23 protein-coding genes, 8 tRNA genes, 1 pseudogene, 1 riboswitch and 1 other annotated feature are annotated in these 24,756 nt (G+C 32.8%); of the genes and pseudogenes, 27 read left to right on the forward strand and 5 right to left on the reverse strand.

Annotation, left to right across the window (positions count from 1 at the left end; genetic code table 11):
• Positions 1 to 121: 121 nt before the first annotated feature.
• A pseudogene (locus DER71_RS04550) lies at positions 122 to 1,093 on the forward strand (ribose-phosphate pyrophosphokinase); the annotation flags it as partial.
• Between the two features lie 6 nt (positions 1,094 to 1,099).
• A complete protein-coding gene (locus tag DER71_RS04555; RefSeq protein ID WP_114457211.1) occupies positions 1,100 to 1,897 on the forward strand; it encodes an alpha/beta hydrolase family protein in 798 nt (265 codons plus the stop codon).
• Here the strand turns inward: DER71_RS04555 and DER71_RS04560 are convergent.
• Positions 1,858 to 2,358: a YkgJ family cysteine cluster protein gene (locus DER71_RS04560; RefSeq protein ID WP_114457212.1), complete on the reverse strand. Its 501-nt coding sequence runs from the start codon at positions 2,356 to 2,358 to the stop codon at positions 1,858 to 1,860. The genes DER71_RS04555 and DER71_RS04560 overlap by 40 nt on opposite strands.
• Positions 2,359 to 2,543: 185 nt before the next feature.
• Here DER71_RS04560 and DER71_RS04565 point away from each other — a divergent pair, with 185 nt between their 5' ends.
• The 7 genes from DER71_RS04565 to DER71_RS04595 all read left to right on the forward strand — a co-directional run bounded on the left by DER71_RS04565 (position 2,544) and on the right by DER71_RS04595 (position 11,024).
• Complete coding sequence (locus tag DER71_RS04565) at positions 2,544 to 3,422, forward strand: selenium metabolism-associated LysR family transcriptional regulator (RefSeq protein WP_114457213.1); 879 nt, start codon at positions 2,544 to 2,546, stop codon at positions 3,420 to 3,422.
• Between the two features lie 251 nt (positions 3,423 to 3,673).
• Positions 3,674 to 3,788, forward strand: a riboswitch (FMN riboswitch).
• 140 nt (positions 3,789 to 3,928) lie between these two features.
• Positions 3,929 to 5,035, forward strand: coding sequence for a bifunctional diaminohydroxyphosphoribosylaminopyrimidine deaminase/5-amino-6-(5-phosphoribosylamino)uracil reductase RibD (gene ribD, locus DER71_RS04570; protein WP_114457214.1), 1,107 nt, complete (start codon positions 3,929 to 3,931; stop codon positions 5,033 to 5,035).
• Between the two features lie 139 nt (positions 5,036 to 5,174).
• Complete coding sequence (gene ribE, locus DER71_RS04575) at positions 5,175 to 5,843, forward strand: riboflavin synthase (protein ID WP_233486944.1); 669 nt, start codon at positions 5,175 to 5,177, stop codon at positions 5,841 to 5,843.
• A gap of 186 nt (positions 5,844 to 6,029) precedes the next feature.
• Positions 6,030 to 7,238 carry a bifunctional 3,4-dihydroxy-2-butanone-4-phosphate synthase/GTP cyclohydrolase II gene (locus DER71_RS04580; protein ID WP_114457216.1) on the forward strand — a complete coding sequence of 403 codons (1,209 nt, stop codon included), beginning with the start codon at positions 6,030 to 6,032 and terminating at the stop codon, positions 7,236 to 7,238.
• Positions 7,238 to 7,702, forward strand: coding sequence for a 6,7-dimethyl-8-ribityllumazine synthase (gene ribE, locus DER71_RS04585; RefSeq protein WP_114457217.1), 465 nt, complete (start codon positions 7,238 to 7,240; stop codon positions 7,700 to 7,702). Before DER71_RS04580 ends, ribE (DER71_RS04585) begins: the two co-directional genes overlap by 1 nt.
• Positions 7,703 to 7,780: 78 nt before the next feature.
• Complete coding sequence (locus tag DER71_RS04590) at positions 7,781 to 8,833, forward strand: lysylphosphatidylglycerol synthase transmembrane domain-containing protein (RefSeq protein ID WP_114457218.1); 1,053 nt, start codon at positions 7,781 to 7,783, stop codon at positions 8,831 to 8,833.
• Positions 8,826 to 11,024, forward strand: coding sequence for a glycosyltransferase (locus DER71_RS04595; protein WP_114457219.1), 2,199 nt, complete (start codon positions 8,826 to 8,828; stop codon positions 11,022 to 11,024). The genes DER71_RS04590 and DER71_RS04595 overlap by 8 nt, the downstream gene beginning before the upstream one ends.
• A gap of 283 nt (positions 11,025 to 11,307) precedes the next feature.
• Here the strand turns inward: DER71_RS04595 and DER71_RS04600 are convergent, their stop codons facing one another.
• Both DER71_RS04600 and DER71_RS04605 read right to left on the reverse strand, forming a co-directional pair.
• Positions 11,308 to 12,888: a DEAD/DEAH box helicase gene (locus tag DER71_RS04600; RefSeq protein WP_114457220.1), complete on the reverse strand. Its 1,581-nt coding sequence runs from the start codon at positions 12,886 to 12,888 to the stop codon at positions 11,308 to 11,310.
• A gap of 97 nt (positions 12,889 to 12,985) precedes the next feature.
• On the reverse strand, positions 12,986 to 13,186 hold the full coding sequence (locus DER71_RS04605; RefSeq protein ID WP_199505536.1) for a cold-shock protein: 201 nt from the start codon (positions 13,184 to 13,186) through the stop codon (positions 12,986 to 12,988).
• A gap of 399 nt (positions 13,187 to 13,585) precedes the next feature.
• Here DER71_RS04605 and DER71_RS04610 point away from each other — a divergent pair, with 399 nt between their 5' ends.
• On the forward strand, positions 13,586 to 14,074 hold the full coding sequence (locus tag DER71_RS04610) for a MarR family winged helix-turn-helix transcriptional regulator (protein WP_233486945.1): 489 nt from the start codon (positions 13,586 to 13,588) through the stop codon (positions 14,072 to 14,074).
• On the forward strand, positions 14,061 to 15,476 hold the full coding sequence (locus DER71_RS04615) for an MATE family efflux transporter (protein ID WP_114457222.1): 1,416 nt from the start codon (positions 14,061 to 14,063) through the stop codon (positions 15,474 to 15,476). The genes DER71_RS04610 and DER71_RS04615 overlap by 14 nt, the downstream gene beginning before the upstream one ends.
• A 498-nt stretch (positions 15,477 to 15,974) precedes the next feature.
• Here the strand turns inward: DER71_RS04615 and DER71_RS04620 are convergent, their stop codons facing one another.
• Positions 15,975 to 16,529, reverse strand: coding sequence for a hypothetical protein (locus tag DER71_RS04620; protein WP_114457223.1), 555 nt, complete (start codon positions 16,527 to 16,529; stop codon positions 15,975 to 15,977).
• Between the two features lie 468 nt (positions 16,530 to 16,997).
• Here DER71_RS04620 and DER71_RS04625 point away from each other — a divergent pair, with 468 nt between their 5' ends.
• The 5 genes from DER71_RS04625 (at position 16,998) to DER71_RS04645 (ending at position 19,735) form a co-directional block, all read left to right on the forward strand.
• A complete protein-coding gene (locus tag DER71_RS04625; protein WP_114457224.1) occupies positions 16,998 to 17,645 on the forward strand; it encodes an energy-coupling factor ABC transporter permease in 648 nt (215 codons plus the stop codon).
• On the forward strand, positions 17,638 to 17,916 hold the full coding sequence (locus DER71_RS04630) for a PDGLE domain-containing protein (RefSeq protein ID WP_114457225.1): 279 nt from the start codon (positions 17,638 to 17,640) through the stop codon (positions 17,914 to 17,916). The genes DER71_RS04625 and DER71_RS04630 overlap by 8 nt, the downstream gene beginning before the upstream one ends.
• 45 nt (positions 17,917 to 17,961) lie before the next feature.
• Positions 17,962 to 18,624 carry an energy-coupling factor transporter transmembrane protein EcfT gene (locus DER71_RS04635; protein ID WP_158531694.1) on the forward strand — a complete coding sequence of 221 codons (663 nt, stop codon included), beginning with the start codon at positions 17,962 to 17,964 and terminating at the stop codon, positions 18,622 to 18,624.
• A gap of 2 nt (positions 18,625 to 18,626) precedes the next feature.
• The gene (locus tag DER71_RS04640; RefSeq protein WP_158531695.1) at positions 18,627 to 19,457 is read left to right on the forward strand and encodes an energy-coupling factor ABC transporter ATP-binding protein; all 831 of its coding nucleotides are present in this window, start codon (positions 18,627 to 18,629) and stop codon (positions 19,455 to 19,457) included.
• Positions 19,458 to 19,552: 95 nt separating this feature from the next.
• Positions 19,553 to 19,735 (forward strand): hypothetical protein, encoded by a 183-nt coding sequence (locus DER71_RS04645; protein WP_114457228.1) that lies wholly within the window; start codon positions 19,553 to 19,555, stop codon positions 19,733 to 19,735.
• Positions 19,736 to 20,247: 512 nt separating this feature from the next.
• Here DER71_RS04645 and DER71_RS04650 read toward each other — a convergent pair.
• Positions 20,248 to 20,334, reverse strand: a tRNA-Leu gene (locus DER71_RS04650).
• 140 nt (positions 20,335 to 20,474) lie between these two features.
• On the opposite strand from DER71_RS04650, the gene DER71_RS04655 reads away from it, so the two are divergent.
• From DER71_RS04655 to DER71_RS04705, 11 genes are all read left to right on the forward strand, one after another.
• Complete coding sequence (locus DER71_RS04655) at positions 20,475 to 21,305, forward strand: LCP family protein (RefSeq protein ID WP_114457229.1); 831 nt, start codon at positions 20,475 to 20,477, stop codon at positions 21,303 to 21,305.
• Between the two features lie 170 nt (positions 21,306 to 21,475).
• A tRNA-Val gene (locus DER71_RS04660) sits at positions 21,476 to 21,551 on the forward strand.
• Positions 21,552 to 21,554: 3 nt separating this feature from the next.
• Positions 21,555 to 21,631, forward strand: a tRNA-Asp gene (locus DER71_RS04665).
• A gap of 4 nt (positions 21,632 to 21,635) precedes the next feature.
• A tRNA-Phe gene (locus DER71_RS04670) sits at positions 21,636 to 21,711 on the forward strand.
• Positions 21,712 to 21,719: 8 nt separating this feature from the next.
• Positions 21,720 to 21,794, forward strand: a tRNA-Gly gene (locus DER71_RS04675).
• Positions 21,795 to 21,806: 12 nt separating this feature from the next.
• Positions 21,807 to 21,881: transfer RNA gene (locus tag DER71_RS04680), tRNA-Cys, on the forward strand.
• Between the two features lie 30 nt (positions 21,882 to 21,911).
• Positions 21,912 to 22,000: transfer RNA gene (locus DER71_RS04685), tRNA-Leu, on the forward strand.
• 36 nt (positions 22,001 to 22,036) lie between these two features.
• Positions 22,037 to 22,113 (forward strand) — tRNA-Val (locus tag DER71_RS04690).
• Positions 22,114 to 22,795: 682 nt separating this feature from the next.
• Positions 22,796 to 23,251, forward strand: coding sequence for a hypothetical protein (locus DER71_RS04695; RefSeq protein ID WP_114457230.1), 456 nt, complete (start codon positions 22,796 to 22,798; stop codon positions 23,249 to 23,251).
• A 262-nt stretch (positions 23,252 to 23,513) separates the two neighbouring features.
• Positions 23,514 to 23,831, forward strand: a complete 318-nt coding sequence (locus DER71_RS04700; RefSeq protein WP_114457231.1) for a DUF4258 domain-containing protein — start codon at positions 23,514 to 23,516, stop codon at positions 23,829 to 23,831.
• A gap of 6 nt (positions 23,832 to 23,837) precedes the next feature.
• A complete protein-coding gene (locus DER71_RS04705) occupies positions 23,838 to 24,071 on the forward strand; it encodes a type II toxin-antitoxin system MqsA family antitoxin (RefSeq protein ID WP_114457232.1) in 234 nt (77 codons plus the stop codon).
• A gap of 392 nt (positions 24,072 to 24,463) precedes the next feature.
• Positions 24,464 to 24,673, forward strand: a binding site (T-box leader).
• The last annotated feature ends 83 nt before the right edge of the window (positions 24,674 to 24,756 follow it).

Raw genomic sequence — 24,756 nt, forward strand, 5'->3', positions numbered from 1 at the left:
AATACAAAAGGCAAGTTAGAGGATATACTGTTGGGCTAACAGGATTTTAAGCCTGTGGAGATGGTGGGTTACCACTTCTAAGAAGCAGGAATCCTCGTGGGCTTGCCCCGAGGAGGGTCAAATCATACGATTTTCCAATGGAGAAGCAAAAGGAATCTTAAATGAGACAATCAGAGGTAAGGATATTTTTATAATTGCCGATGTGGGTAATTACAGCATCAAATATAATATGTTCGGTACAGAAAATAGAATGAGCCCTGATGATCATTTTCAGGATATTAAAAGGATGATTTCTGCCATCGCAGGTAAGGCACGTAGAATTTCTGTAATTATGCCGATGCTTTATGAAGGAAGGCAGGACAAGAGAAATTCCAGGGAATCACTGGACTGTGCAATGGCTCTGCAGGAATTAGAAAACCTGGGTGTAGAAAATATTTTTACTTTTGATGCACATGAAACCAGAGTACAAAATGCTATTCCTCTGATCGGTTTTGAAAGCCTGCATTCTACATATCAGATTATAAAATCCATGGTCGAAACACAAAATGAACTGCAGGTTGATAAGTCCAAACTGCTGGTAATAAGTCCGGACACAGGAGCAATGGATAGAGCTATCTACTATGCAAGTGTTCTGGGACTGGATGTCGGCCTTTTCTATAAAAGAAGAGATTACAAAAAAATTGTTAATGGGAAAAACCCAATTATACAGCATGAATATATGGGTTCAAAAGTTGCAGGCAAAGATGTTCTTATAGTGGATGATATGATTGCTTCTGGAGAATCAGTATTTGATATAGCCAGAGAGTTGAAGCAAAAAGATGCAGAAAATATCTATGTGGCTGTTTCTTTTGCCCTTTTTACTGAGGGGATAGATAAAATGGATGAATACTACAAAAAAGGAATTATCAAAAAGTTGTTTTCCACCAATTTGACTTATATTCCCGAAAAATTTAAACAGGCAGACTGGTTTCAGGAAGTAGATATGTCACAGCTGATTGCAACATTGATCGATAAAGTGAATTATGATGATTCCATCAGTCCACTGCTTGATGCAACAGATAAGATAAAAAAATTTCTGCAGAAAAAAGGGTGATCTAAATTGGCATACATACAGTGTGATTTTTTTTCAGAAGTGCTTAAGGTATCTACACAGATAAATGTAATACTGCCAGATGATATTGAAGATTTTAAAGATAAAAACGGAAAGATTCCGGTTATATATCTCCTGCATGGGTTGTCTGATAATCATACAGGATGGCAGAGATATACTTCAGTGGAAAGATATGTTCAAAAATGGGGTTATGCACTTGTAATGCCTGATGTTCAGAGAAGTTTTTATACAGATATGAAAAATGGATATAATTACTGGACATATGTTAGTGAAGAACTTCCGAAAATAGCAGAAAATTATTTTCCTATTTCAGATAAAAAAGAAGATAATTATGTGGCTGGCCTTTCTATGGGGGGATATGGAGCAGTTAAACTTGCTTTGAGACTGCCGGATAAATTTGCAGCTGCAGCCAGCCTTTCAGGTGCTGTTGATCTGGCAAGAAGAATAATGGATTTTTCTGATGATGAAAAAAGAATGGCAGAATTCAGGAGGATTTTTGGTGTTCTAGAAAAATTGAAAGGCAGCAGTAATGATCTGCTTTACCTTTTATCTGAAGTTCAGGATGTAGAAAAATTACCCCGGCTTTATTTGTGCTGTGGTACAGAAGATTTTCTTTATCAGGATAATTTAACATTCAAAAAAATCTGTGAAGAAAAAGGTGTGGATCTGACTTTTGAAGAAGAAAAAGCCGGTCATGAGTGGGAATACTGGGATAAAAAAATTCAGGATGTTTTCCGCTGGTTTTATCAGTTCAGAAGTTCTTCTTTAAGTTCTTCCAGTACATAATATACAATTGGACATATCAAACTGTTATCTAAAAGTTCTATCAGTCTATGGTTAATATTATCTTTGTACAGGTGAGGAAATGAACTGCATGCTTCAGGCCTGATTTGATATATGGTACATTTATTATCTTCCTGCATAAAGGGACAGCTGTCACCTTTGAGGACATAACCTCCCGGTATTTCTTTTTCGATATATTTTTTTTTGAACTTCTCTACACTTATATTAAATTCATGAGAAATTGCAAGTATTTTTGCATGGGACAGACTGGGAATGAGGCTGTGGCAGCAGTTTCCGCATTTTAGGCAGTCGTATTCTCGGAGATATTTTTTACCCAGTCTGTGGACTATTTTATCTACTTTTTTGTGGTCATAATTTTGGAGAAAGATTAAAAATTCTCTATTCTCTGATTCTTTTTCTTCTGCAAGTCTTAAAATTTTTTTAATATCATATTCAAAATTCATATTGATCAGGCTCCAGTCTTTAGTATGTTTTTAAATTTATGGTTAGTTAAAATTATTATCTGATAAATTTACTTTTAGTATACCATATTAAGCTCAACGTGTGTAGTATTTAATAACAGAGAGTTAAAATTATGTCATGTTAATATTAGCAGTAAATAAAAAACTTAGAAATACAGGTGAATACTATGAAGCTAAATACGTTAAAAATATTTGTTAACTTAATAGATTTAGGCAGCTATTCGCTCACAGCAGAGAAGTTGAATTTAACTCAGCCTGCAGTCAGTATGCAGATTAAATCTCTTGAAGAAAAATTTAAAGATAAGCTGGTGGAGAAAGAACAGGGAGAGTTAAAGCTGACTCCTGTTGGAAAGATCATTTACAGTGAGGGAAAAAAGATTTTACAGACCTGGGATGATCTACTGCAGAAGGTTGAGATGAACAGGGGGAAAGAAGTTAAAGAGCTGCATATAGCTTCCAGTACAATTCCATCTGAATATATGATCCCCGATATTTTATCCTGTCTTTTAAATTATATTCCCGATCTAATGGTAGAAGTTGCTGTAAGTGACAGCGCTAAATCCATAGAAATGCTGGAGGAAAACAAAGTTGACCTTGCTGTGGTTGGATATAGGCCGGAAAATAGTAAGTTTAAAATTCTTGAGGCAGCTGATGACAGGCTGAAGCTGATTCTTCCTGCTGATCATGAGCTGGTCTTTAAGGATAATATTTCTCTAAAAGATCTGCAGAACGAAAAAATGATTATAAGGGAAAAAGGATCAGGTACGAGAAAAGCAATGGAGGCTGGATTTAAAAGATTATCATTAAATTTAAATGACTTCAATATAGTCGGTCAGCTGGGCAGTACTGAATCTGTTTTATCTGCAGTTCAGGCAGGACTGGGTATATCTTTTGTTTCACAGCTGGCATCTTCCAAAGCAGCAGGCTGCAGACCTGTTGTAGAAAAAGATGTTGCTGATATGCAGAGCGGCAGAAAATTTTATCTTGCTTTTTTTAAGAGCAGAGAGAATGATTCTATAATTAAGCGATTTATCGACTGTCTTTAAATATAAAAATTAAATACACTTCAATTTTATCCGTGTTTATCCGTGGGTAATGCTGGCAGTATTATTATTTACTATTTTTACCGGATATGGCAGAACATTTATATCTGATGAAAAAACTGCTGTGCCTAAAAATAAAAAGTAAGCCAGCGGTAAAGCTACTGCTGTTGAAAAAGTATAGCAGGATGTTTTTTTTACAATAAACCTTTACAAATAGATACAGAACTGATAGAATAAATTCAGAAAAATTGAATATTAACTAACGAGGATGGGTGAAATTCCCTACCGGTGGTAAAGTCCACAAGCCTTTGGGGTTGATCTGGTGTAATTCCAGTACCGACAGTACAGTCTGGAAGGGAGTTAGGTGTTTCTGATGAGAAATTACCTAAATTTGTTCTGCATCTGCATTATAAATTTAATCTGCAGAGATGATATTTAAGGTGTTTTTCGGCAGTGATGACTTCATACCCTTCCAGAAATGGAAGGATTTTTTAATTGGAGGTGTGTTAATGGAAAAAGAGGATAGAAAATATATGCAGAGGGCACTGGAGTTAGCTGTAAAAGGTGAGGGTTTTACCAGCCCCAATCCTGTTGTTGGTGCAGTTGTTGTGAATAATGGAATTATAGTTGGAGAGGGGTATCATAAATATTATGGAGGTCCACATGCAGAGGTTTATGCTCTCAATGCAGCTGGCGAAAAAGCAGCAGGAGGGACTATATATGTAACATTAGAACCCTGCAGCCATTATGGGAAAACACCACCATGTGCTCTAAAAATTATAGATTCCGATATAAGAAGGGCCGTTATAGCGCTGGAAGATCCCAATCCTGAAGTTGCTGGAGGAGGTATTGAAATGCTCAAAGAAGCTGGTATAGAAGTTGAAGTTGGTCTTCTAAAAAAGGAGGCTGAAAAATTAAATGAAATTTTTTTAAAATATATTACTTCTGATCTGCCCTATGTATATCTCAAAAAAGCCCAGACTCTGGATGGATTTACTGCAGCCAGAAGTGGCGATTCTAAATGGATAACAAACAAAAAAGCAAGACTTGAAGGACATAAACTCCGCCATAAGGTTGATGCTGTACTGGTTGGTATTGGTACAGTTCTAAAGGATAATCCATCTCTCACCACAAGACTGGAAGATAGTCCCGGCAGAGACTCCCTGCGAATTGTTTTGGATTCTAAACTGAGAATTTCTGCTGATCTAAAGATATTAAATCAGGAATCTGACGCTGGAACACTGATAGTATGTGGTAGAGAGGCTGATAGAGATAAAAAAAACATATTATCTCAAAAAGAAAATGTAGAGATGATGGAAGTAGAACTTAATAGAGAAGGGAATATACCTGTTAAAAAACTGTTAAAAAAACTGCATAAACGAAAAATATCCAGTCTGCTTGTAGAAGGAGGGGCCAGGGTAAGTTATTCTTTTGCAAAGGCAGGACTGGTAGATAAATATTATTATTTTATTGCTCCTAAACTTCTGCTCGGAAGTGATGGGACTGCTGCTTTTTCGGGGGCTGGCCCGGAGCTGATGAAAGATGCAAAAGAACTTCATATAATTGAACAGAAAATGCTGGATGATAATATTTTTTTAATTGCGGAAGAAATTTGATTCCCTATCCACATTTTAAAAAGAGCGAGACTTTTTCGGCTGAATTTGGTAATAGATAATATTAAGACAGATAATTAATAAAGTATTTTAACGAGTATAGATAGTTTAACTTTAACTTAATAGATAAAAAAGTGAGGTGATGGTTGTGTTTACAGGAATTGTTCAGGAAACAGGAAAGCTGCAGAACAGAATTGAGGGTGCTACTAAATATCAGCTGAAAATATCAGCAGATAAAGTGCTGATAGATATTAAAAAAGGAGACAGTATTGCCGTTAATGGAGTCTGCCTTACTGTCGTAGATTTCGACAGCAGCTCTTTTACGGCAGATGTAATGCCGGAAACTTTAAATTCTACCAATCTATCTGATCTAAAAAGTTCTTCTATAATTAACCTGGAGCAGTCACTTAGAATGAATGATTTTGTGGGCGGCCATTTTGTTACAGGACATGTTGACGGTACTGCAGTTTTGAGAGATATCAAAAGAGAAAAAAATGCTCACCTGCTTCAGCTGGTCTGCAGTGATAATTTAACTCAGTATATAGTAAAAAAAGGTTCTGCAGCTTTAAATGGAGTAAGTCTGACAGTTATGGATATTAAAGAAAATATATTAACAATATCTCTGATACCGGAAACATGGAGTTCAACCAATTTTAAATATATAAAGCGGGGAGACAGGATTAATATTGAAGCTGATATTTTGGGGAAATATGTTCTAAAATTGCTGGGAAAAGATAGGAATCAGGTTAAAAGCGGCAGTAATAATAGTAGTATAACAGCTGACTTTTTAAAGAAAAATGGTTTTTATTAGAGTATTAATAGTTTTGGTTGATTAGTGGTTTAATTAGGCTGTATTTTCAAGTAAAATATAAAAAATTTCATTTATGACGGAATCTTTTTTGTAATTCTAAAAATAATTTTGAGTAAACTCCTTGTTATATCATTTCAAATTCATCAATTATTTTTTCTTAATTATATAAATCAGAAAGGAGCTATTATGAATAAAATTGAAGAAGCTTTACAGGATATTAGAAGTGGGAAGATGATTATTGTTGTTGATGATGAAGATCGAGAAAACGAAGGTGACCTTTTTATGGCAGCTGAAAAAGTAACAACAGAAAATATTAATTTTATGATAAAGGAAGGTAGAGGTCTTGTCTGTACACCAATGCAGGAAGAGAGATTAAAAGAGCTGGATCTTCCCCTTATGGTTAGTAAGAATACTGATCCACATAGAACAGCATTTACAGTTTCTGTTGATCACAAAGATACTACAACTGGGATTTCTGCTGAAGAAAGGGCTTTGACTATCAGCAGGCTTATTGATGAAGAGGCTAAAAAGACTGATTTTAATAGGCCTGGGCATGTATTCCCTCTTATTGCAAAAAGAGGTGGGGTTTTAAGGAGGGCCGGACATACAGAAGCTGCTGTGGATCTGGCAAAAATGGCAGGTCTTTATCCGGCCGGTGTAATTTGTGAGATTATTAAAGAAGATGGTCAGATGGCACGAATGCCGTATTTAGAAAAATTTGCGGAAAAATATGATTTAAAAATAGTCACTATAAAAGATCTTATTAAATACAGAAAAAGAAAAGATAAACTGATAAAAAAAGCGGCTGAAGCTGTACTGCCAACAAAATATGGAGAATTTGATATAAAGATTTACAGGAGTGAAATTGACAGCAGAGAGCATATTGCATTAGTTAAAGGTGATGTCCAAAATAAAGAGAATGTTCTTGTTAGAGTTCATTCTGAATGTCTTACAGGTGATACATTTGGTTCACTGCGATGTGACTGTGGAGAGCAGCTGGCTGCAGCCCTATCAATTATCAATAAAGAAAAAAGCGGAGTTTTTCTTTATATGAGGCAGGAAGGACGTGGTATTGGGCTGGTTAATAAGATAAAGGCATATGCACTTCAGGATAAAGGGATGGATACAGTTGAAGCAAATGTAGCACTCGGTTTTGACCCTGATCTCAGAGATTATGGTATTGGTGCTCAAATACTGGCTGATCTTGGCCTCAGCTCTATCAGACTGCTGACCAATAATCCCAAAAAGATTATTGGTTTGGAAGGTTATGGACTTAAAGTTACAGATAGAATTCCACTGGAAGTAGATCCAAATGAAGAAAATGAATTTTATCTTAAGGTAAAAAAAGAAAAAATGGGTCATATTTTAAATTTTAATAAAGGAGGAAAAGAATAATGACAAAAATTTATGAAGGAAAGCTGACAGGTAAAGGTATTAAAGTTGGTATAGTAGTAGGGCGTTTTAATGAATTTATATCCAGTAAACTTTTGGATGGGGCTCTTGATGGACTTAAAAGACACGGGGTTGAGGATGATAATATAGAGATTGCCTGGGTGCCTGGGTCTTTTGAAATTCCATTAACTGCTCAAAAAATGGCTTCAGGCAGCAAATATGATGGAGTTATAGCTCTTGGTGCAGTTATTAGAGGTGAAACACCACACTTTGATTATATTTCTTCTGAAGTGGCAAAAGGAGTTGCAAAGGTGGGACTGGATGCAGGAAAACCGGTTATATTTGGGGTTTTAACAACAGATACAATTGAGCAGGCCATTTCTCGGGCCGGTACAAAGTCAGGTAATAAGGGCTTTGATGCAGCTGTATCACTGATTGAGATGGTAAATCTTTTTAATGAATTATAAAAGCTGAAATTTACTTTTAAGCTCAGTTATATTATAATTATTTTAAACAATTATCTCTCAGCCAGGGTGGAGGCAGTTATGGAAAATAAAAACAACCAGGGAAAAAAAATAAGTTTAAGAAAATATATGTTTTATTTTGTACTTTTTTTAATTATATCTGCACTGACACTGTATTATATTTATAATCTGCTTGGAAAAGAATCTGAATTCAAGATCTTTTTAGAATTTCCTCTTCCAGTAATAAGTTCATTATTTGTACTGCTGATGCTTTATTTTGTACTGGATGGGCTGCGCCTATTTTTTATATTAAAAACACTGCAGATAGAAATTGAATTCCTTCATATTTTAAAGCTTGTATTTATAAATTTGTTTGTTTCCAATATTACACCTCTTGCTACCGGTGGTGGGGTGGCTCAGGTATATTTTCTTCACCGCAAAGGAATTCCTTTAGGCAGTGCTACAGCAGCAACTACTATCCGGACTGCCCTGGCTACTACAATTATTTTTACAGCAGCTCCACCTATACTTCTAAACAACCAGAAACTTTTGGCATCTTTTAGTGGCATACCCATTTTTGTGTATTTATTTATCTTTATAATTCTTTATTTTTTGGTTTTTTATATAATTATTTTTAAAAACAGATTTCTTAAAAAAGTTGTATATAGAGCCCTCAATTTTCTTAAAGAAAAAAATATTATTTCTGCCGATAAATATGATTCAGGGCTGAGATATATGCTGGAAAATATTAATCTGTTTGGAGAAAGATTGAGTTTTTTTTTGAAGGGGAATAAAGTACATATCTTTCTTTCTGTGCTTTTTACAATTTTATTTTTGCTGGCTGAGTTTTCCTTTTCTGTACTGCTTTTAATTGGAATGGGATATCAGATAAATTATTTGTCTGTTATTTTTCTGCAGCTTGTTGTTGTATTTTTTATGTACTTTGCTCCTACTCCTGGTGCAGCAGGTGTGGCAGAAGGTGGTTATTCTTTCTTTTTTAGCAGTTTTGTATCAAAACAGGATATTTTCCCACTACTGTTTGCCTGGCGATTTTTAACAAAATATGTAGGAATATTTATAGGTATACTGGTATTTTTATTTTTAATGACCAGAGGAGAGGACAGCAATGAATAGCAAAAAAGTCGTATTTTTAATTACAGTTTTTATTTTACTAATTTTATTTACACACAGTATCTATGCACCAATGACAATTGAAAATTTTAATGCTGTTAATTTGCAGAATATAAACCAGATTAAAGAAAATATAAAAGATAAAAAGTTTTCTTTTGCTGTTGTGGGAAATATAGAAAACTCTATCAGTATTTTTGATAAAAGAATACTACCGGTTTTGAAATCCAATTCAGCAGATTTTATAATCTCCACTGGTAATAATGTGCGGGATGGTAATGAAGGTAAATACAGGGTTTTTTACCGCACACTGCAGAAAATGAATATACCATTTGTGACTGGAGTTGGGCAAAAAGAAATTGGAGATGAAGGATTTAAGAACTTTTATAAGTATTTTGGCCCATTTTATTTTTCTTTTGCTGCTGCTGATTCCTATTTTATTTTTCTGGATACAACCGGTCATACTCCGGACAACTGGCAGCAGTCATGGCTGGAAGATGAGCTTAAAACAGCTGTTTCTTTTGAAAATATTTTTGTAATAATGAATAAAGCTCCTTTTAAAGTGGAGACCGAATCACTGCTTGATGATAAAGAAAAGTTTATTGAACCTGATTCTAAACGAGAGTTTTACCAGTCATTATTTTCAGAATATAATGTGGATGCAGTTTTTTCGTCAAATGCTGATGTTTTTTCCAGAAAGAATATCAATGGTGTCAGCTATATTATAACCGGTGGTGCAGGAGGAGAACTGATATTAGAAAATGACAGCAGCTTTTATCATTATATAGAAGTTGAGGTTGACCAGGCTGGTGTTGATATCGAGGTAAAAAAACTTGAAAACAATCCCGGGATAATTGCAAAAATAGCTGTCAATATCTGGGTTGCGGTTCAATCTTTTATTTACACAAACTATATTAATATTATAATTGCCGCACTGATAATTTTTATGGTAGGTTATATAATTTATAGAGAAATGACAAGAGAAATTGACTATTACCGCAACTTTTCCTATTCGGAAGAGGTAGATGAGGACAGAAAACTAAAAATTGCTATGTTCACCAACAATTATTTTCCGGTAATAGGTGGTGTCCCTATTTCTATAGAAAGGCTGTCCAGATCTCTGCGCAATCTTGGACATGAGGTTAAGATATTTGCGCCTCAATATCCGGATTATGACAGAGAGAAAGAAAATATTATACGCTGCAGCTTACTATATTATTATAAACAGGATGGAATGGATATTCCTATAACTAATATTTTTTCCAGAAAGATAGAAAATGAATTTTATAAAAATGATTTTGATATTGTTCACTGTCATCACCCTTTCTGGCTTGGCTCAAAAGGAATGTCCTTAGGACACAAATATAATGTGCCGGTAGTTTTCACCTATCATACAAGGCTGGAAAAATATGCTCACTATATACCTGGATTTCTATTTTTGCGCAGGCTTTTTGCAAATAGGTTTGCCCATCTTATGATCAGACATTTTTCTAACAGGGCCAATGCTGTATTTGCCCCTACAGATTCTACACAAGAATATCTGAGGGCTATTGGTGTTAAACGATTTATTAAAGTTATACCGACAGGAGTGGATTTTGATAATTACAGCATAGATGAAGGTTCAATTTCCAAGCTGCGCAGTAAGCTGGCAGATGAAGAGATACTGCTCATTACTGTTGCCCGTCTTTCTAAAGAAAAAAATCTATATTTTCTGCTGGATGGAATTAAGTATGTTAAGAAAAATTCTGATTTAAATTTTAAACTAATTGTGCTGGGAGATGGACCGGAACGAGATAATCTTCAGGATTATATTAAGGAAAACAACTTAGAAAATAATGTTGAACTGCTGGGCAGCATCGATTTTGAGGAAATAAGCAGATATTATCTGGCTTCAGATTTATTTGTATTTGCTTCAACCAGTGAAACTCAGGGTATGGTTCTGCTGGAAGCCATGGCAGGTAAAACGCCTGTGGTTGCAGTTAGATCAAGTGGAACAGATGATGTAATTAAAAATGGATATAACGGTTATAAAACAGAAGAGGATGTAAAGAGCTGGGCCGAAAAAGTTATTAAGTTAATGAAAGATGATGAATTATTAGCGAAAACATCAGAAAACGCCCTAAAGATGGCACAGAAATATTCTATTATGAATATGGGAAAAGAAGCGGAAAAGGTTTATAAAAAGCTTCTTAAATAATCTGGTCTGTTCAACACTGATGAAAATATAATGAAGTTATTTAATCTGCAGTGACCTCTCCCACAAAAATTCATCTCACTTTATATCAAATTAAAATTTTAAATAAATAGCTAAAAAATCCCCTTTTAAGGAGGACATATTTTTCATCTTCCACCAGAAGGGGATTTTACTATTATATCAATATAAAGTTTTTTTCTTATCTATCAACATTATATAATACCAGGATATCTGTCCGGTCCTATTTTTACTAATTCTTAGTATTTCAAATTAATTTTATACCGAATTATCTGGGCTTTGCAGGTTCTATATTGATTTTTTTGCCTTTTATATAATTATCCTTCATTATCTGCAGAACATCCTGGCCGCTTTCTTTTGGTACTTCTACAAAGGTGAAGTTTTCGAAAACATCGATAGCTCCAATGAGGCTGCCTGATAGTCCGGTTTCTCCAGCAATTGCTCCAACTATGTGGCGGGGAGATACTCTATCTTTTTTGCCAACATTAACAAATAATCGTACCATGCCTGGCTCTGCACCTGTATCACCAAAATCTTTTATTTCAACTACATCCTCATCCTCTGTATCCAGTGATTTTTTCATCAGTGCTGCTGCAATTTCTATAGCAGTATAATCATCATCAAGCAGATCTTCGATTATTTTTATATATCTTCCCAGACGTTCTTTTGCCATATAATCAGATAATTCATCTATAAACTGCTCAAATTTTGCTTCTTCTACATCATCCACAGTAGGAATCGGCTGGCGTTTTACCTTGGTTTTTGTATATTTTTGAATATCTCTCAACTTGTAAATATCTTTGCCAACTATAAATGTAAATGCCTGGCCGGTTTTCCCAGCTCTCCCGGTTCTGCCTATTCTGTGTACATAATAATCTGTATCCTGAGGAACATCATAATTAAATACTGCTTCTACATCATCAACATCTATACCTCTTGCTGCAACATCTGTGGCAACTAAGATTTCTATAATACCGGTGCGAAATTTTTCCATGACTCTGTCGCGCTGGTTCTGATTTAAACCACCGTGGATGGAATCGGATAAATATCCTCTGGCCTGCAGCTGAATATTCAGCTCATCGACCATTTTTCTGGTATTACAGAATACTATAGAAAGATTGGGAGTGTGATAATCCAGCAGTCTTGTTAGTACTTTTAATTTGTTACCTCTTCTTACATCATAATAATTCTGTTCAATTCCTGGAACTGTCAGCCTCTCATGTGCTACTTTAACAAATTCTGAGTTTTTTTGATATCTTTTGCTGAGGTTCCTAATAGCTCTTGGAATTGTAGCAGAAAAGAAGAGTGTCTGTCTGTTTTCTGGAATATCTTTCAGTATTGTCTCAATATCGTCTACAAATCCCATATCCAGCATTACATCTGCTTCATCTAAAACAACATAATCTATGCTGGAAAGCTTTAAAGTACCGCGGCGGATATGATCCATTACTCTGCCTGGAGTTCCTATAACTACCTGAACACCTTTTTTGAGTGCTTTAATCTGTCTTTTAATTGACTGCCCTCCATAAACCGGCAGGGTATGAAGATTTCTCTTATATTTTGCCAGTCTTTTTAGTTCTTCTGCAACCTGAATTGCAAGTTCTCTTGTTGGGCAGAGTATAATCGCCTGTGGATTTTTGTTATTTGTATCAACTTCATCCAGAAGAGGAATACCAAAAGCTGCTGTTTTCCCTGTACCTGTCTGTGCCTGCCCAATAATATCTTTACCGTCTAAAATTTTGGGAATAGAGTTTGTCTGAATCGGTGTTGTTTCTTCAAATCCCATGTCATTTACTGCTTTTAATATATCTTTTGATACATTTAATTCTTCAAATTTAATTTTTTGCAAATCTATTTTCACTTCCTTTTTTTATTACAAATAAAAATCCCCGACTAAAGAAATATAGTCAGGGAACAGCTGCTATATATAAAAGATTTAAATAATCTTATACTGCAACAACATTCTCAGCCTGTGGACCTCGGTCACCTTCTACTACTTCAAATTCTACTTCCTGACCTTCTTCTAAACTCTTAAAACCATCACTATTGATAGCAGAGAAGTGAACAAATACATCATCGCCAGATTCTCTCTCAATAAAACCAAAACCCTTTTGGTCATTAAACCATTTTACTTTACCACTATAAATCATTAAATAAATTCCTCCTAGTTGTCTCTGGACAAGTCTACATATATTTTTAATGTCCAGCCTATTTAGTATAACCCAGGTTAGAGACAATGTCAAATACAATTTTCATTCTACCTTTTACAGGAAAGTATAAAAATAGAAGTCAAGCAGAACAGGATAATTTTCATTATATTGAAGCTTATTACAATAGATGAGAATGCATTCCAATTTAAATTATAAAAGTCATAAATACTACGAAAACTAGAAAAAATGTCTAAACTATGTATCGAATTTAAGTGGGGCTTATAAATAATATAGGATAATATTTTGGCGTAACAATTTGACAATTAGTATATTTTTGTTTTATAATATTTATAGTCACGAAATATTAATGATAATAACTATGAGGAGTGATTTTTGATGGATTCAAATCAAAAAATAATGAATTTAAACAAAGAAACCAGGGATATTGATAAACTCGTCCGGGATATTCATAAATATTTAGTGCAGTTTACTAAAAGAAATTTAAAGAAGAACGGATTAACAATGCCGCGTTTTATGGTTCTCTGGAACATAAAGAAAAACCAGCCGGTTAACATGAGTTTTTTACATGAAAAAATGTATATGGCAAATAGTACTCTTACTGTTATAGTGGATAAATTAGTTGATGAAAAATTTGTAAAACGCTATAGGAGTCCTGAAGACAGAAGAGTAGTATTGCTGGAATTAACAGAGAGTGGAGATAAACTTCTCTGTAAAATGCTCTATGTACGTCAAAGCTTTCTGGAGAAGGCTTTAAATGATCTGGATTTGCAAGAACAGGATAAAGTAATTGAATCTATTAGTTCTGTTTGTAATAATCTTGAAAGTTTGTTGAAAAAAGGAGATGATATGGATGAGTATAGCTGATAACGAAACTCTAGATTTTGAGGACGAAGAAATAATAAATAGCCCAAAATTGGGAAATAGAGAGCATATAATAAATGGTCCAATAGCCAGTACTCTTTTTAAACTGGCCTGGCCGGTTATGATTGGTAATACTATGCAGGTTGTATATAATCTTGCTGATACATTCTGGTTGGGAAAGCTGGGAGCTGACTCAGTTGCAGCACTTTCTGTTGGTTTTCCTCTTGTTTTTCTTATGATATCCATAGGTGGAGGTATTACTGTCGCTGGTACTACGCTGGTAGCTCAGTATATGGGGTCTGATAACCAGAAAATGGCTAATAAAATTACAGGCCAGATTTTTGTTTTTGTAATGACTCTTTCGCTTGTTTTGGCTGCAATTGGAGTTTTATTCAACAAGAATATTTTGCATTTGATGGGGGCTCCCGCCGGGATATTACCTGATGCATCTTCATACCTAACAATTATTTTTGCAGGACTGCCATTTATGTTTTCATTTTTTATATTTTCTGCTCTGCTTAGAGGTTATGGTGATACCAAAACACCAATGAAAATGGTTATTTTTTCTGCAATATTGAATATAATTTTGGATCCATTTCTAATTTTTGGAGTCGGATTTATTCCAAATTTAGGTGTTAGAGGAGCGGCTATTGCTACAGTTTTTTCCAGAGCAGTTGCTGGAGTTATTGGTATCTATATTTTATTTACAGGTAAAAAAGGTTTAGTTCTTTCCTTGGACTCACTTAAGCCAGATTTTAAGGAAATTAAAAAGATCTTAATTTTGGGTTTACCTTCTGCGGGAGAACAGTCTATTGTGGCTCTGGGTATGACACTTTTAATGAGTATAGTTTCTCAATTTGGCACAATAGCAGTTGCAGCATATGGGATAGGTTCTCGTATTTTGTCGGTAGTTATGCTTCCTACTAGAGGTTTTGCAACTGCAACTACAACAATGGTTGGACAGAATTTAGGAGCAGAACAATCTGACAGGGCTGAAAAAAGTGCCTGGGTTAGTACAGGAATTATATTGTTCTTATTAACACTGCTGGCCTTTTTATTTAATTTATTTCCAAAAGCAGTGATTTCTATATTTAATTCAAATCCTGAAGTGATTAAAATAGGAACATCATTTTTACGGATTGTCGGTTTTTCATTTGGTTTTCTTGGAATTAGATTTATTCTTGGTGGTTCTTTTAGAGGGGCAGGTAATACTGTTATTGCAATGGTTCTGGCAATAATTGCTCTCTGGGGAATACGTCTGCCATTGGCTCATTATCTTAGCATAAATTTAGGATGGGGAACAAATGGTATCTGGTGGGGAATGTTTTTCTCCAACTTTATCACTTCAATTATTGCTGTTATCTGGTTTAAAAAAGGTGGTTGGAAAGAAAAAGCCATTGAATAGCAAAGGTATGATAAAGCTTTTACCAGAGATGATTGAACCGAATAAAGAATTAAAGCATATTTTCAATTGAAAATATGCTTTAATTTATTAGTAATTCTGCAAAGCGCATGATACATCTTTCTTAAATTTGTTTTGTTATTAAACCTATTAGTTTTTTGTTAGAACATAATATACTTTTTAAATTTTCGATTATGTTTATAATAATAGGGCAGAGGTAATAGGTATAAACGGCTTCTATCTCGATTTTATGATCATAAATACTATCTTAAAAAGTTTTATAACCAAATTTTAAATTATTTAAAAGGAGAAATCCCTTTTATATTTGTTTATTTTTGTGAGTACAAAAAACTCAAAAGTTTAAATTTAAAAGAAAATTATAAAAATCACATATTAAAAACACATATTTCAGCTCAAATTTCAGCTCAAAAGTAGACTGAAATAAGAAAAACCCCCTAGAAATTAATCCAGGAGGTGATTTTAAATATATATGTTATTGCTTTATTCTCCAGCTAAAGGGCCAAGTTCAGCAGCTGTTAATAAAATATTTCTCATTTCAAAATAGAAAGTATTACATGAAATTGTAGAACCTGAAATTACATCAGTTTCAGGATTAAAAGTAGAATCAAGTGTCATACCATAATATCTGCTTATATACTCTTCTTTTCTCATTTCTGGATGATGATCATTTGCATCAAGTGGTTTCCACTTTAAGATGCTGGCATCCGGAGCAACTACTGCAATAAAGTCTTCAGGGTGCTGATAAATAACTGTATTAACCCATGTACCATAACCTAAAAGTTCTCCATCTTTGTAAAGTGGAACAAAAAGATAGCGGTATTCATTTTCATCAGGATAAATAATGTCGCCTGCTTTATCAGCATCAACAAGTGTAATTAATTCTTTTACATAATCAGAAGTAGTTCTGTCTGTTGAAAATTCAGCAGCGTTTTCACCATCACCAACAATCACCAGATTTGAGTTTTTAGCCATAGCTGAACTAGCTAATCCCAAGATTAAAAATGCTACCATTAAAAAGACTAAGGTTTTCTTCATGATAAATCTCCTCCTCTTAATATATATTGTTATATTTCTCACACATTAATTATATTATACAGATATAAAATTAAAATGTCAATATCAATTTTACAAAAGGACTTTCCCCATTTTTTAATTTTAAAAATAAATTTGGAAAACCTCTATCAATTTATTTATTTCACTTTATTTTTTTAGGATATCTCATTATACTGAAAATAAAAATAAGATTTTATTTCAAAAAGCTAAATAAATTTTTTAATATAAATAATAACAATTAAATATCCTTTTATCATTCAAAAAACCTGAATTACAGGAAAAGCTTGGGGCATAAATTATCTTATTAAATTAAGATAGTGCCGAAAGGCATTTTTTCTGTTTTTATAAAAACAATTTGTAATTAAAGAAGGATTTTTAAAAGATTTAGGGAAAAATAATATATAACACGAAAAAAAAATTCGTGTTACTAAAAAGGAGGTAAGATAATTTATGCATATACCTGACGGTTTTTTAGATTTAAAAACCTGTGTAACTACATATCTTTTATCTGGTGCAGCTTTAAGTTATGGAATAAATAAATTAAAAAATAATTTTTCTGAAAAAAATATCCCTATTTTAGGAATTTTGGGAGCCTTTATTTTTGCAGCACAAATGATTAATATTCCAATTGGATTTGGAACTTCCGGGCATCTTATGGGTGGTGTACTGGCTATGTTGGTTTTAGGTCCCTGGTCAGCAAGTTTAATTATAACTTCAATTTTGGTTATTCAGTCTGTTTTTTTTATGGATGGAGGGATTCTGGCTCTGGGAGCAAATGTTTTAAATATGGCTTTAATTCAAGTATGGGCTGGTTATTTTATTTATAACTTTTTAACTAAGATTAACTTTTCTGATAAATTAAGAATTGTTATAACTGGTTTATCTGCGACAGTTATTTCAGCAGTGTTTACAGCATTGGAATTATCTTTTTCTAATATAGTTAATTTAAACTTCATATTGGCAGCTATGGTTGGCTGGCACACAATTATTGGTTTAATGGAAGGTATAATTACAATGCTTGTACTTTCCTATCTCAAAAAAACAGTTTCAACACAATTTGAATTGGCATATCAAAAGGAAGGAGTTAAGGATGCTTAAAGTAAATAAATATATTTATCTCATAATAGCATTTATTGCTTTTTTGGCATTTTTAAATCCTATTTTAAGTTCTTCTTTGCCGGATGGACTGGAAAAAGTGGCTGAGACTAAAAATTTTATAAATAAAGCCCAGGACAGTTTTTCTATTTTTGAAGATTATTCACTTCCAATCAATAATGAACTATTAAGTAGAGGAGCTGCCGGTTTATTGGGAGCTATTATCCTATATTTATTATTATTAAAAATAGGGAAAATACTATCTAAAAATTAATCAATTTTAAATATGACTAAATATAATAGGTAAGGAGAACGTATTTTGAAGAATACAGCAGGAGGTAAATTAATAGTTTATTTAATCGGTATTATTACAATTTTAATTGTAAAATCTATTTCTTTACATTTAGTTATGTTCATTTTTTTTCTATTTGTAGATATATACCTGAATTTATTGGGAAAATTAAAGAAGTTGTTTTTAGTTTTTTTACCATTTTTAATAACCGCTTCTTTACTTGTTTGGCTTCAAAGTGAGAAAAACTGGGTTTTAGTATCTAGATTAATAAATATAATCTTATGGAATGTATTAATCTTTAAAGATTTTGCAGAGCAGGATTTAAAAGATGGGCTTGCCCAACTGCATTTTCCAAATTTGATAATTTTAACGATTTTTTTTATTCTAAGATATTTTAGAGTTATAAAAGAAGAAATCAATAGATTAATAAGAGCTAGAAAATTGAGGGGAGCCGAAATCAAAAATAAATTTTTTAATATTAAGGAATATATAATTTTAGCTCAGATTATAGGCAGCAGTTTAGATAGGTCTCTAAAAAGAAGTGACCGCATTTACAAAGCGATGCAGCTCAGAGGACTAAAAAGTGCAACTTTTGTAAAAAGTAAACAAAAATTAATTATCAGCTGGCAGCCAATATTTCTGACGCTGTTTATTTCAGCTTTGATCATTTTATTAGATAGAGGATGGTAATAATGGTAAAATCGTTTAAAACAATTTTGAAGGTTGAAAATCTTAATTTCAGTTATCCTGAAAGTAAAAAAAATGTTTTAAAAAATATATCTTTTGAAATTTTACCAAATAAAAAAGTTGTATTACTTGGTCCTAATGGTGCCGGTAAAACAACTTTAATGCACAATATTTTAAAAATTAATGAACCTCAAAATGGAAAAATATATTTTAAAGATAATTTATTAAATTACTATGAAGAGGATGAATTAAGACAGTCCATTTCTTATGTCTTTCAAAATCCTGATGACCAGATTTTTGCCTCTACAGTACAAGATGATATATTGTTTGGGCCAGAGCAATTTTCTTTTCCAGAATATTTACAGAAAAAACGATTTAATCGAGTTATAGAACTGCTTGCTATAAAAAATATTCTCGAGAGAAATCCACACAACTTAAGTTATGGAGAAAAAAGAAAAGTGGCTTTAGCAGGAGTTTTAATTTTAGAACCTGATTTAATTTTATTTGATGAACCTCTAGCATTTTTGGATCCTCCTACCCAGCAGCTTTTTATAAATGTCTTAAATCAAATTTCAGCTAATGGTAAATCAATTATTATAGCTACCCATGATCTCAATTTTGCTGCTGAATGGGGAGAAAAATTTTTACTGCTCAATAAAACTGGAGAATTAACAGTCAGAGAAAATAAAAATTTCTTTCGTTCCGGTGTCGAAAATCTGGGAAATAGCTTAACAAACAGCAGTAAAATATTTAAAGGATTTGCAGCAAAAAATGATTTGCCGGTAACGATTAAGGAAAGCAGAGATTATTTAAAGAATACTATTAGACTAAAATGAGCTGGTAGAGAGATTGAATAATAAAAATTTATATTCTCGTTTACCATGTAAAATTCTTCTAAATTCAATTATTTTATGGAGATAATTGATTATATTTGAGAAAGTTATTTTGTAACAGCTTCATCAGTAAAAAGGTAATCGATAAAAATAAAACAGACAAAGTTAGAGATATTATAAATTTTGAGATTGTATATAATGATAGTCAAGAAGTAATTAGAGCTCTTATAAATGAAGGGCAGATACTGCAGTTGAAAATGAAGCTGATAGAAAGCAGTTGAATATATTGATATATACTGATGATTTTAAAATAAATTTTGAAGTTGTATCTGAAAATAAGTATTTAATTAAAACTGATGCTTATTGGAACTTGAATGATGCAGGTTACTGAAAATATTAGTTTACTGGACTTTCCCCATTTTTTATATACTGCTGCAAAAAGGGGAGATGCAGGAATATTGAAATTTTTAGTCAATGAATCTTAACGAAATGAAGGAAGAAATAGGGTTGAACTACAGGATGGAGTGAGCTAATCATGAGTCAGGAGGACTCATTGATTAGTGTGCCCTATTTCACACCCGAATTGAGTTTTAGATAAATCTAAAAATTTCGTTGATGACTAAAGCCCTCTTTTTGCAGCTTGAAAATAAATTTTGGGGAAACTCCTGTTAGTTTATCCTTGACAATTAATTTTATTGAATAAATTCAGCTAAAAATATATAAATCAAAAAACCCCCAAGAAACCTGTATTACCAGGGAAAACTTGGGGGTAAATTAATTTATTAAATAAAGATGGTGCCGAGGGCGGGACTCGAACCCGCACAGGCAAAAGCCCACAGCGCCCTCAACGCTGCGCGTCTGCCAGTTCCGCCACCTCGGCGTCACATTTATAAATTATACCATATAATCAATTTTTGTCAATAATTTTTAAGAAATTAGTACAAAATATTTATTTATGCAGGAATTTGTTATTATTATCGCGAATATTTAATTTAGCGAAGGCTGAGGAGGTATTTTAGAGTGGCTGAGTTAAATAATGAAACTAAAAAAAATACGGAAGCAGATAATGGTAATAAAGCAACGAATAATAAAAATTCAAAAAACAGATGGGTCTGGGTAATTTTATTAGCGCTTCTTTTATTATTTGCTGGAACAGCTGGATATTATCTGAAGACTGGAGATCTTCCAGAACTGGTAGGTTTAAATGATTCAAATTTTGAACAGAATTTAAATATTTTGTTTGTAGGTCTGGATGATGAAGAAAGTGTTGCCAGAGGTACAGTTGAAGCTGATTCTATTATGATTGTAAGCTTGAGGCCGTCAGAAAATAAATTAATTATTGAACCTTTAAAAAGCAGTATAAAATATAATGGCAAAAAATTAAGCCAAAATTATGGTGATAATTTTGGCGATATTGTAGAAGAAATTAGAGGAGAAAAAATAGATTACCATGTTTATATTGATTATAAAGCTTTCGAAAAAGTAATTGATGAACTGGGTGGAATAAAAATTAATTTAGAAGAATCCCTCCGAATTCCAGATTTGGGACTTAATTTAAAAAAAGGAAATAATTTGTTATCTGGTAAAGAAGCTTTGAATTATGTAAGATGGTATAACTATGACAGTAATAATGGGGATAGACTTATGAGGCAAAAGAAAGTCATAGATGCGGTAATTGCCAAGGTATTAGATGGTGATTTATTTTTTAATATAAAAGATTTTTATACTGCGATAGTAAATACATATCAATCAGTTGATACAGATATGGGACCAGCACTTGTGGCTGATATATATAATTATATGAAGAAAAATAAGGATCTGGAAATGATTTTTAACTTACCTGGAGAATAAATAAAAATTTATTATTTGGACTTGAATTTCAAAGTATTTTGTAGTATTTTTAATATAATAGAGTTTTATTCTTTCTTAAGGCATTTTTCCTTTTTTGACTTAGACTGCATCATTGTGTATACTAGTTATTGCTGACACAACAAAGGGCTGCTAATTAAGCAGCTGAAAAAGGGCGAATAGCTCAGCTGGGAGAGCACCTGCCTTACAAGCAGGGGGTCACAGGTTCGAGCCCTGTTTCGCCCACCATTCGGAGGTGTAGCGTAGCGGTTTAACGCGCCGGCCTGTCAAGCCGGAGATCGCGGGTTCAAATCCCGTCTCCTCCGCCATTTTGGTGAGATAGCTCAGTCGGTAGAGCAGTGGATTGAAAATCCACGTGTCGACAGTTCGATTCTGTCTCTCACCACCATGTTTTTTGCGGGAATAGCTCAGTGGTAGAGCATCACGTTGCCAACGTGAGGGTCGCGAGTTCAAATCTCGTTTCCCGCTCCATTTGGTCATTATGGCGGCATAGCCAAGTGGTAAGGCAGAGGACTGCAAATCCTTTATTCGGCGGTTCAAATCCGTCTGCCGCCTCCAAAAAAGAAATAAAAATTGCCTGTTTAATCTGCCGGGGTGGCGGAATTGGCAGACGCATCGGACTTAAAATCCGGTGGGTATTTTTACCCGTGTCGGTTCGAGCCCGACCCCCGGCACCACCTTTTTAAAATGAAACACGACAAGTTTCTTGTCGTGTGGATATAGCTCAGCTGGTCAGAGCGCTACGTTGACATCGTAGAAGTCAGTGGTTCGAATCCACTTATCCACACCATTTAAATAAGAGCTTTGTATTTAATCCAGAGCAGAGGATTTTAGTTAAGTCCTATGCTGTGGATTTTTTTGTTTATTAGATATGCTATAATCTACAGAATTTTCTTTTATATTATTTATTATTAAATTGTTTATTTAATAATATAATTTTTTAGTAGCCTGATGTTTTGGCAAATAGATAATGTAGTCCAAATTTATAATATTATTACAATAATGTTATATGAGCTTATTAAAATGTCTTGCCTTAATCTTAAATAAAATTTTAGCATAACTATTATTTTAATTAAGATTTTAGAGATTAGCAAAAAGAATTCTTTCAATATATAGAAGTAATATTTAATCATATATGCAAACCGTTCATCAAATTTGAAATTCAGTAAGTATTTTTATTCGTGGTAATTTGAACCTGACCGCTGGTAACTGCTGTTCAAAAATAAAATACGACGTTTTTAGTCAAAGATTCCGCAAAGAATTTTTAAAAAATAAAGAAAATACCGTTCAGACAGTATTCTTAGCAGTGGTGTCAAAATAAAGAATATTATAAATATTGTAACAGAGTTTACGATTTAATTCAAAAATTAGAGAAGATTAAAGATAAAAGAGTTCATCCTTCAGTTAAACTACCAACTGTAATTTTAGTTAATCTTTTTTCTTTAATGTCTGGATTACACAATTTTAAAACTATGGAAGATGCAATTAAAGATGGTGATTTTGATAAGTTTTTTGAGAATACAAACCTGCCATCTGCAGATACAATATCCTATGCCTTAAAACATGCTGATCTGGATGATCTAAGACAGATAGCAGTAGACACTATCCAAAAAGCCAGATATAATAAATCTTTAAATGCAAACACAATAGATGGTTTAAAAGTAGTTGCAATTGATGGCAGTAATGTTTTTAGTATGGAAAGTGAGAGGCTGGGTAAGGATGCTCATAAATATGAGCATAAAGATGTTAAATCAACAAAATATTATGAAAAAATGAGAACATACAATTTATTTCATTTATATATCTACAGAAACTTAAGAACTTTTGATTTCAAAAAAGGAACTAAAAAGACATTTTTAAGAAGATTTTACAAGGGACTTATCCTTTTAAATGAACCGCTATATTATCCAGGAGCTTCTTCAGGATAATATCTGAATTTGTACAGCTGGTATTAGAACTGAAAAACAAATACGCTAAAAGCCTTCCATTCCAATGGGGGAAAGGGGGTACTGTATCTTATTTAAGTTGTTTTAAGGTGAAAAATAATGTTTAAAGTAATATATTCTCTTTTTTTATTTTTTAAAAATCATTTGCGAAATTTCTGATCTTACACAAGGTTTCTTTATAAAATTGGTTGCTGATGGTATAATGTATATAAGAATTAAATTTCCAAATTGGAGTTTGATATAAATGGATTTGAACAGAATAATTCAATTATTAGAATCTGAAAAGATCAACTGGAGTCAACATATTTTAAAGAAAATGCAGAAAAGAAGAATAAAAATTAATGATATTATGTTTTCAATAAAGAATGGAGAAATTAATGGAGAAATTATTGAAAATTATCCTGATGATTATCCTTATCCCAGTTGTCTTATTTTAGGCTATAATAAAGAGAAAAACCCAATTCATATAGTTTGTGCTGTAGGAAATGATAATTTATGGATGATTACTACTTATTATCCTGATGAAGAAATTTGGAAAGATGATTTTAAGAATCGGAGGTGAAGCGATATGGAAAAATGCTTGATGTGCAAAGGTGATTTAGAAAAAGGAAATGTAAATCATATTGTGGATCTTGATAATTTTATTATTATTATTAAAAATGTTCCTGCTAAAGTTTGTAAGCAATGTGGTGAATATTATTTAGAGCATAAAGTTGCTTTAGAAATTGAAAAGATTATTGATAATTATAGAGAAAATGCTGCTGAAGTGATAATTATTAATTATTTTGATTTAGTTGCTTAACAAATTTAACTTGAATTCGCAAGTAAAATACCGAATCCCGTTATGATAGCCTTTAAACAGTAAATCTAGTTCAAATTTTTTTGAATAAAAAAATAGAATCTCCCTTAAGGTTTGTGGTAAAATGTTTTTAGGATAAAAAACCATACCAAAACCAAAAAGGAGATTCTGATATGAGTTTGCCACAAAACAACAATAAAATAAATAGTTTTAACAAATTAACAGCAAAAAAAGAGAAATACTAATTGTAATAAAAACCCATAAATAGAAATAAAAGATTAAAGATTTTAGCTTATATAATTCTGCAATTAATTTTTACTCTTTATTGCTGGTTTTTAGTAATTTCACTTGACATTTACTAAATAAAATAATATAATTATAAAAAATTTATATTATTAAATACGCTGAGAGGGAAGAGTAAGTTTTGCTAATTCTAAAAGAGAATTGTGCCTTTGGCTGAAAGCACATAGAATTTATCTTAACTGAAAACCACCCTGGAGTAGGCAGGAGGAATTAAGTATTCCTGCTCGGATAACTCGTTAAAAATTTGAAAGTGGTCAGTTGATCTGGCAACTAGAGTGGAACCGCGACCCGTCGTCTCTATTTATTGAGATGGACGGATTTTTTAATGTCTAGGGAATCACACCAGATGGTTTATTTTGGATAAAATTTATGGATTCATAATTTC

It is taken from the genome of Halanaerobium sp. DL-01 (assembly GCF_003338615.1).
Lineage (GTDB): Bacteria > Bacillota > Halanaerobiia > Halanaerobiales > Halanaerobiaceae > QPJE01.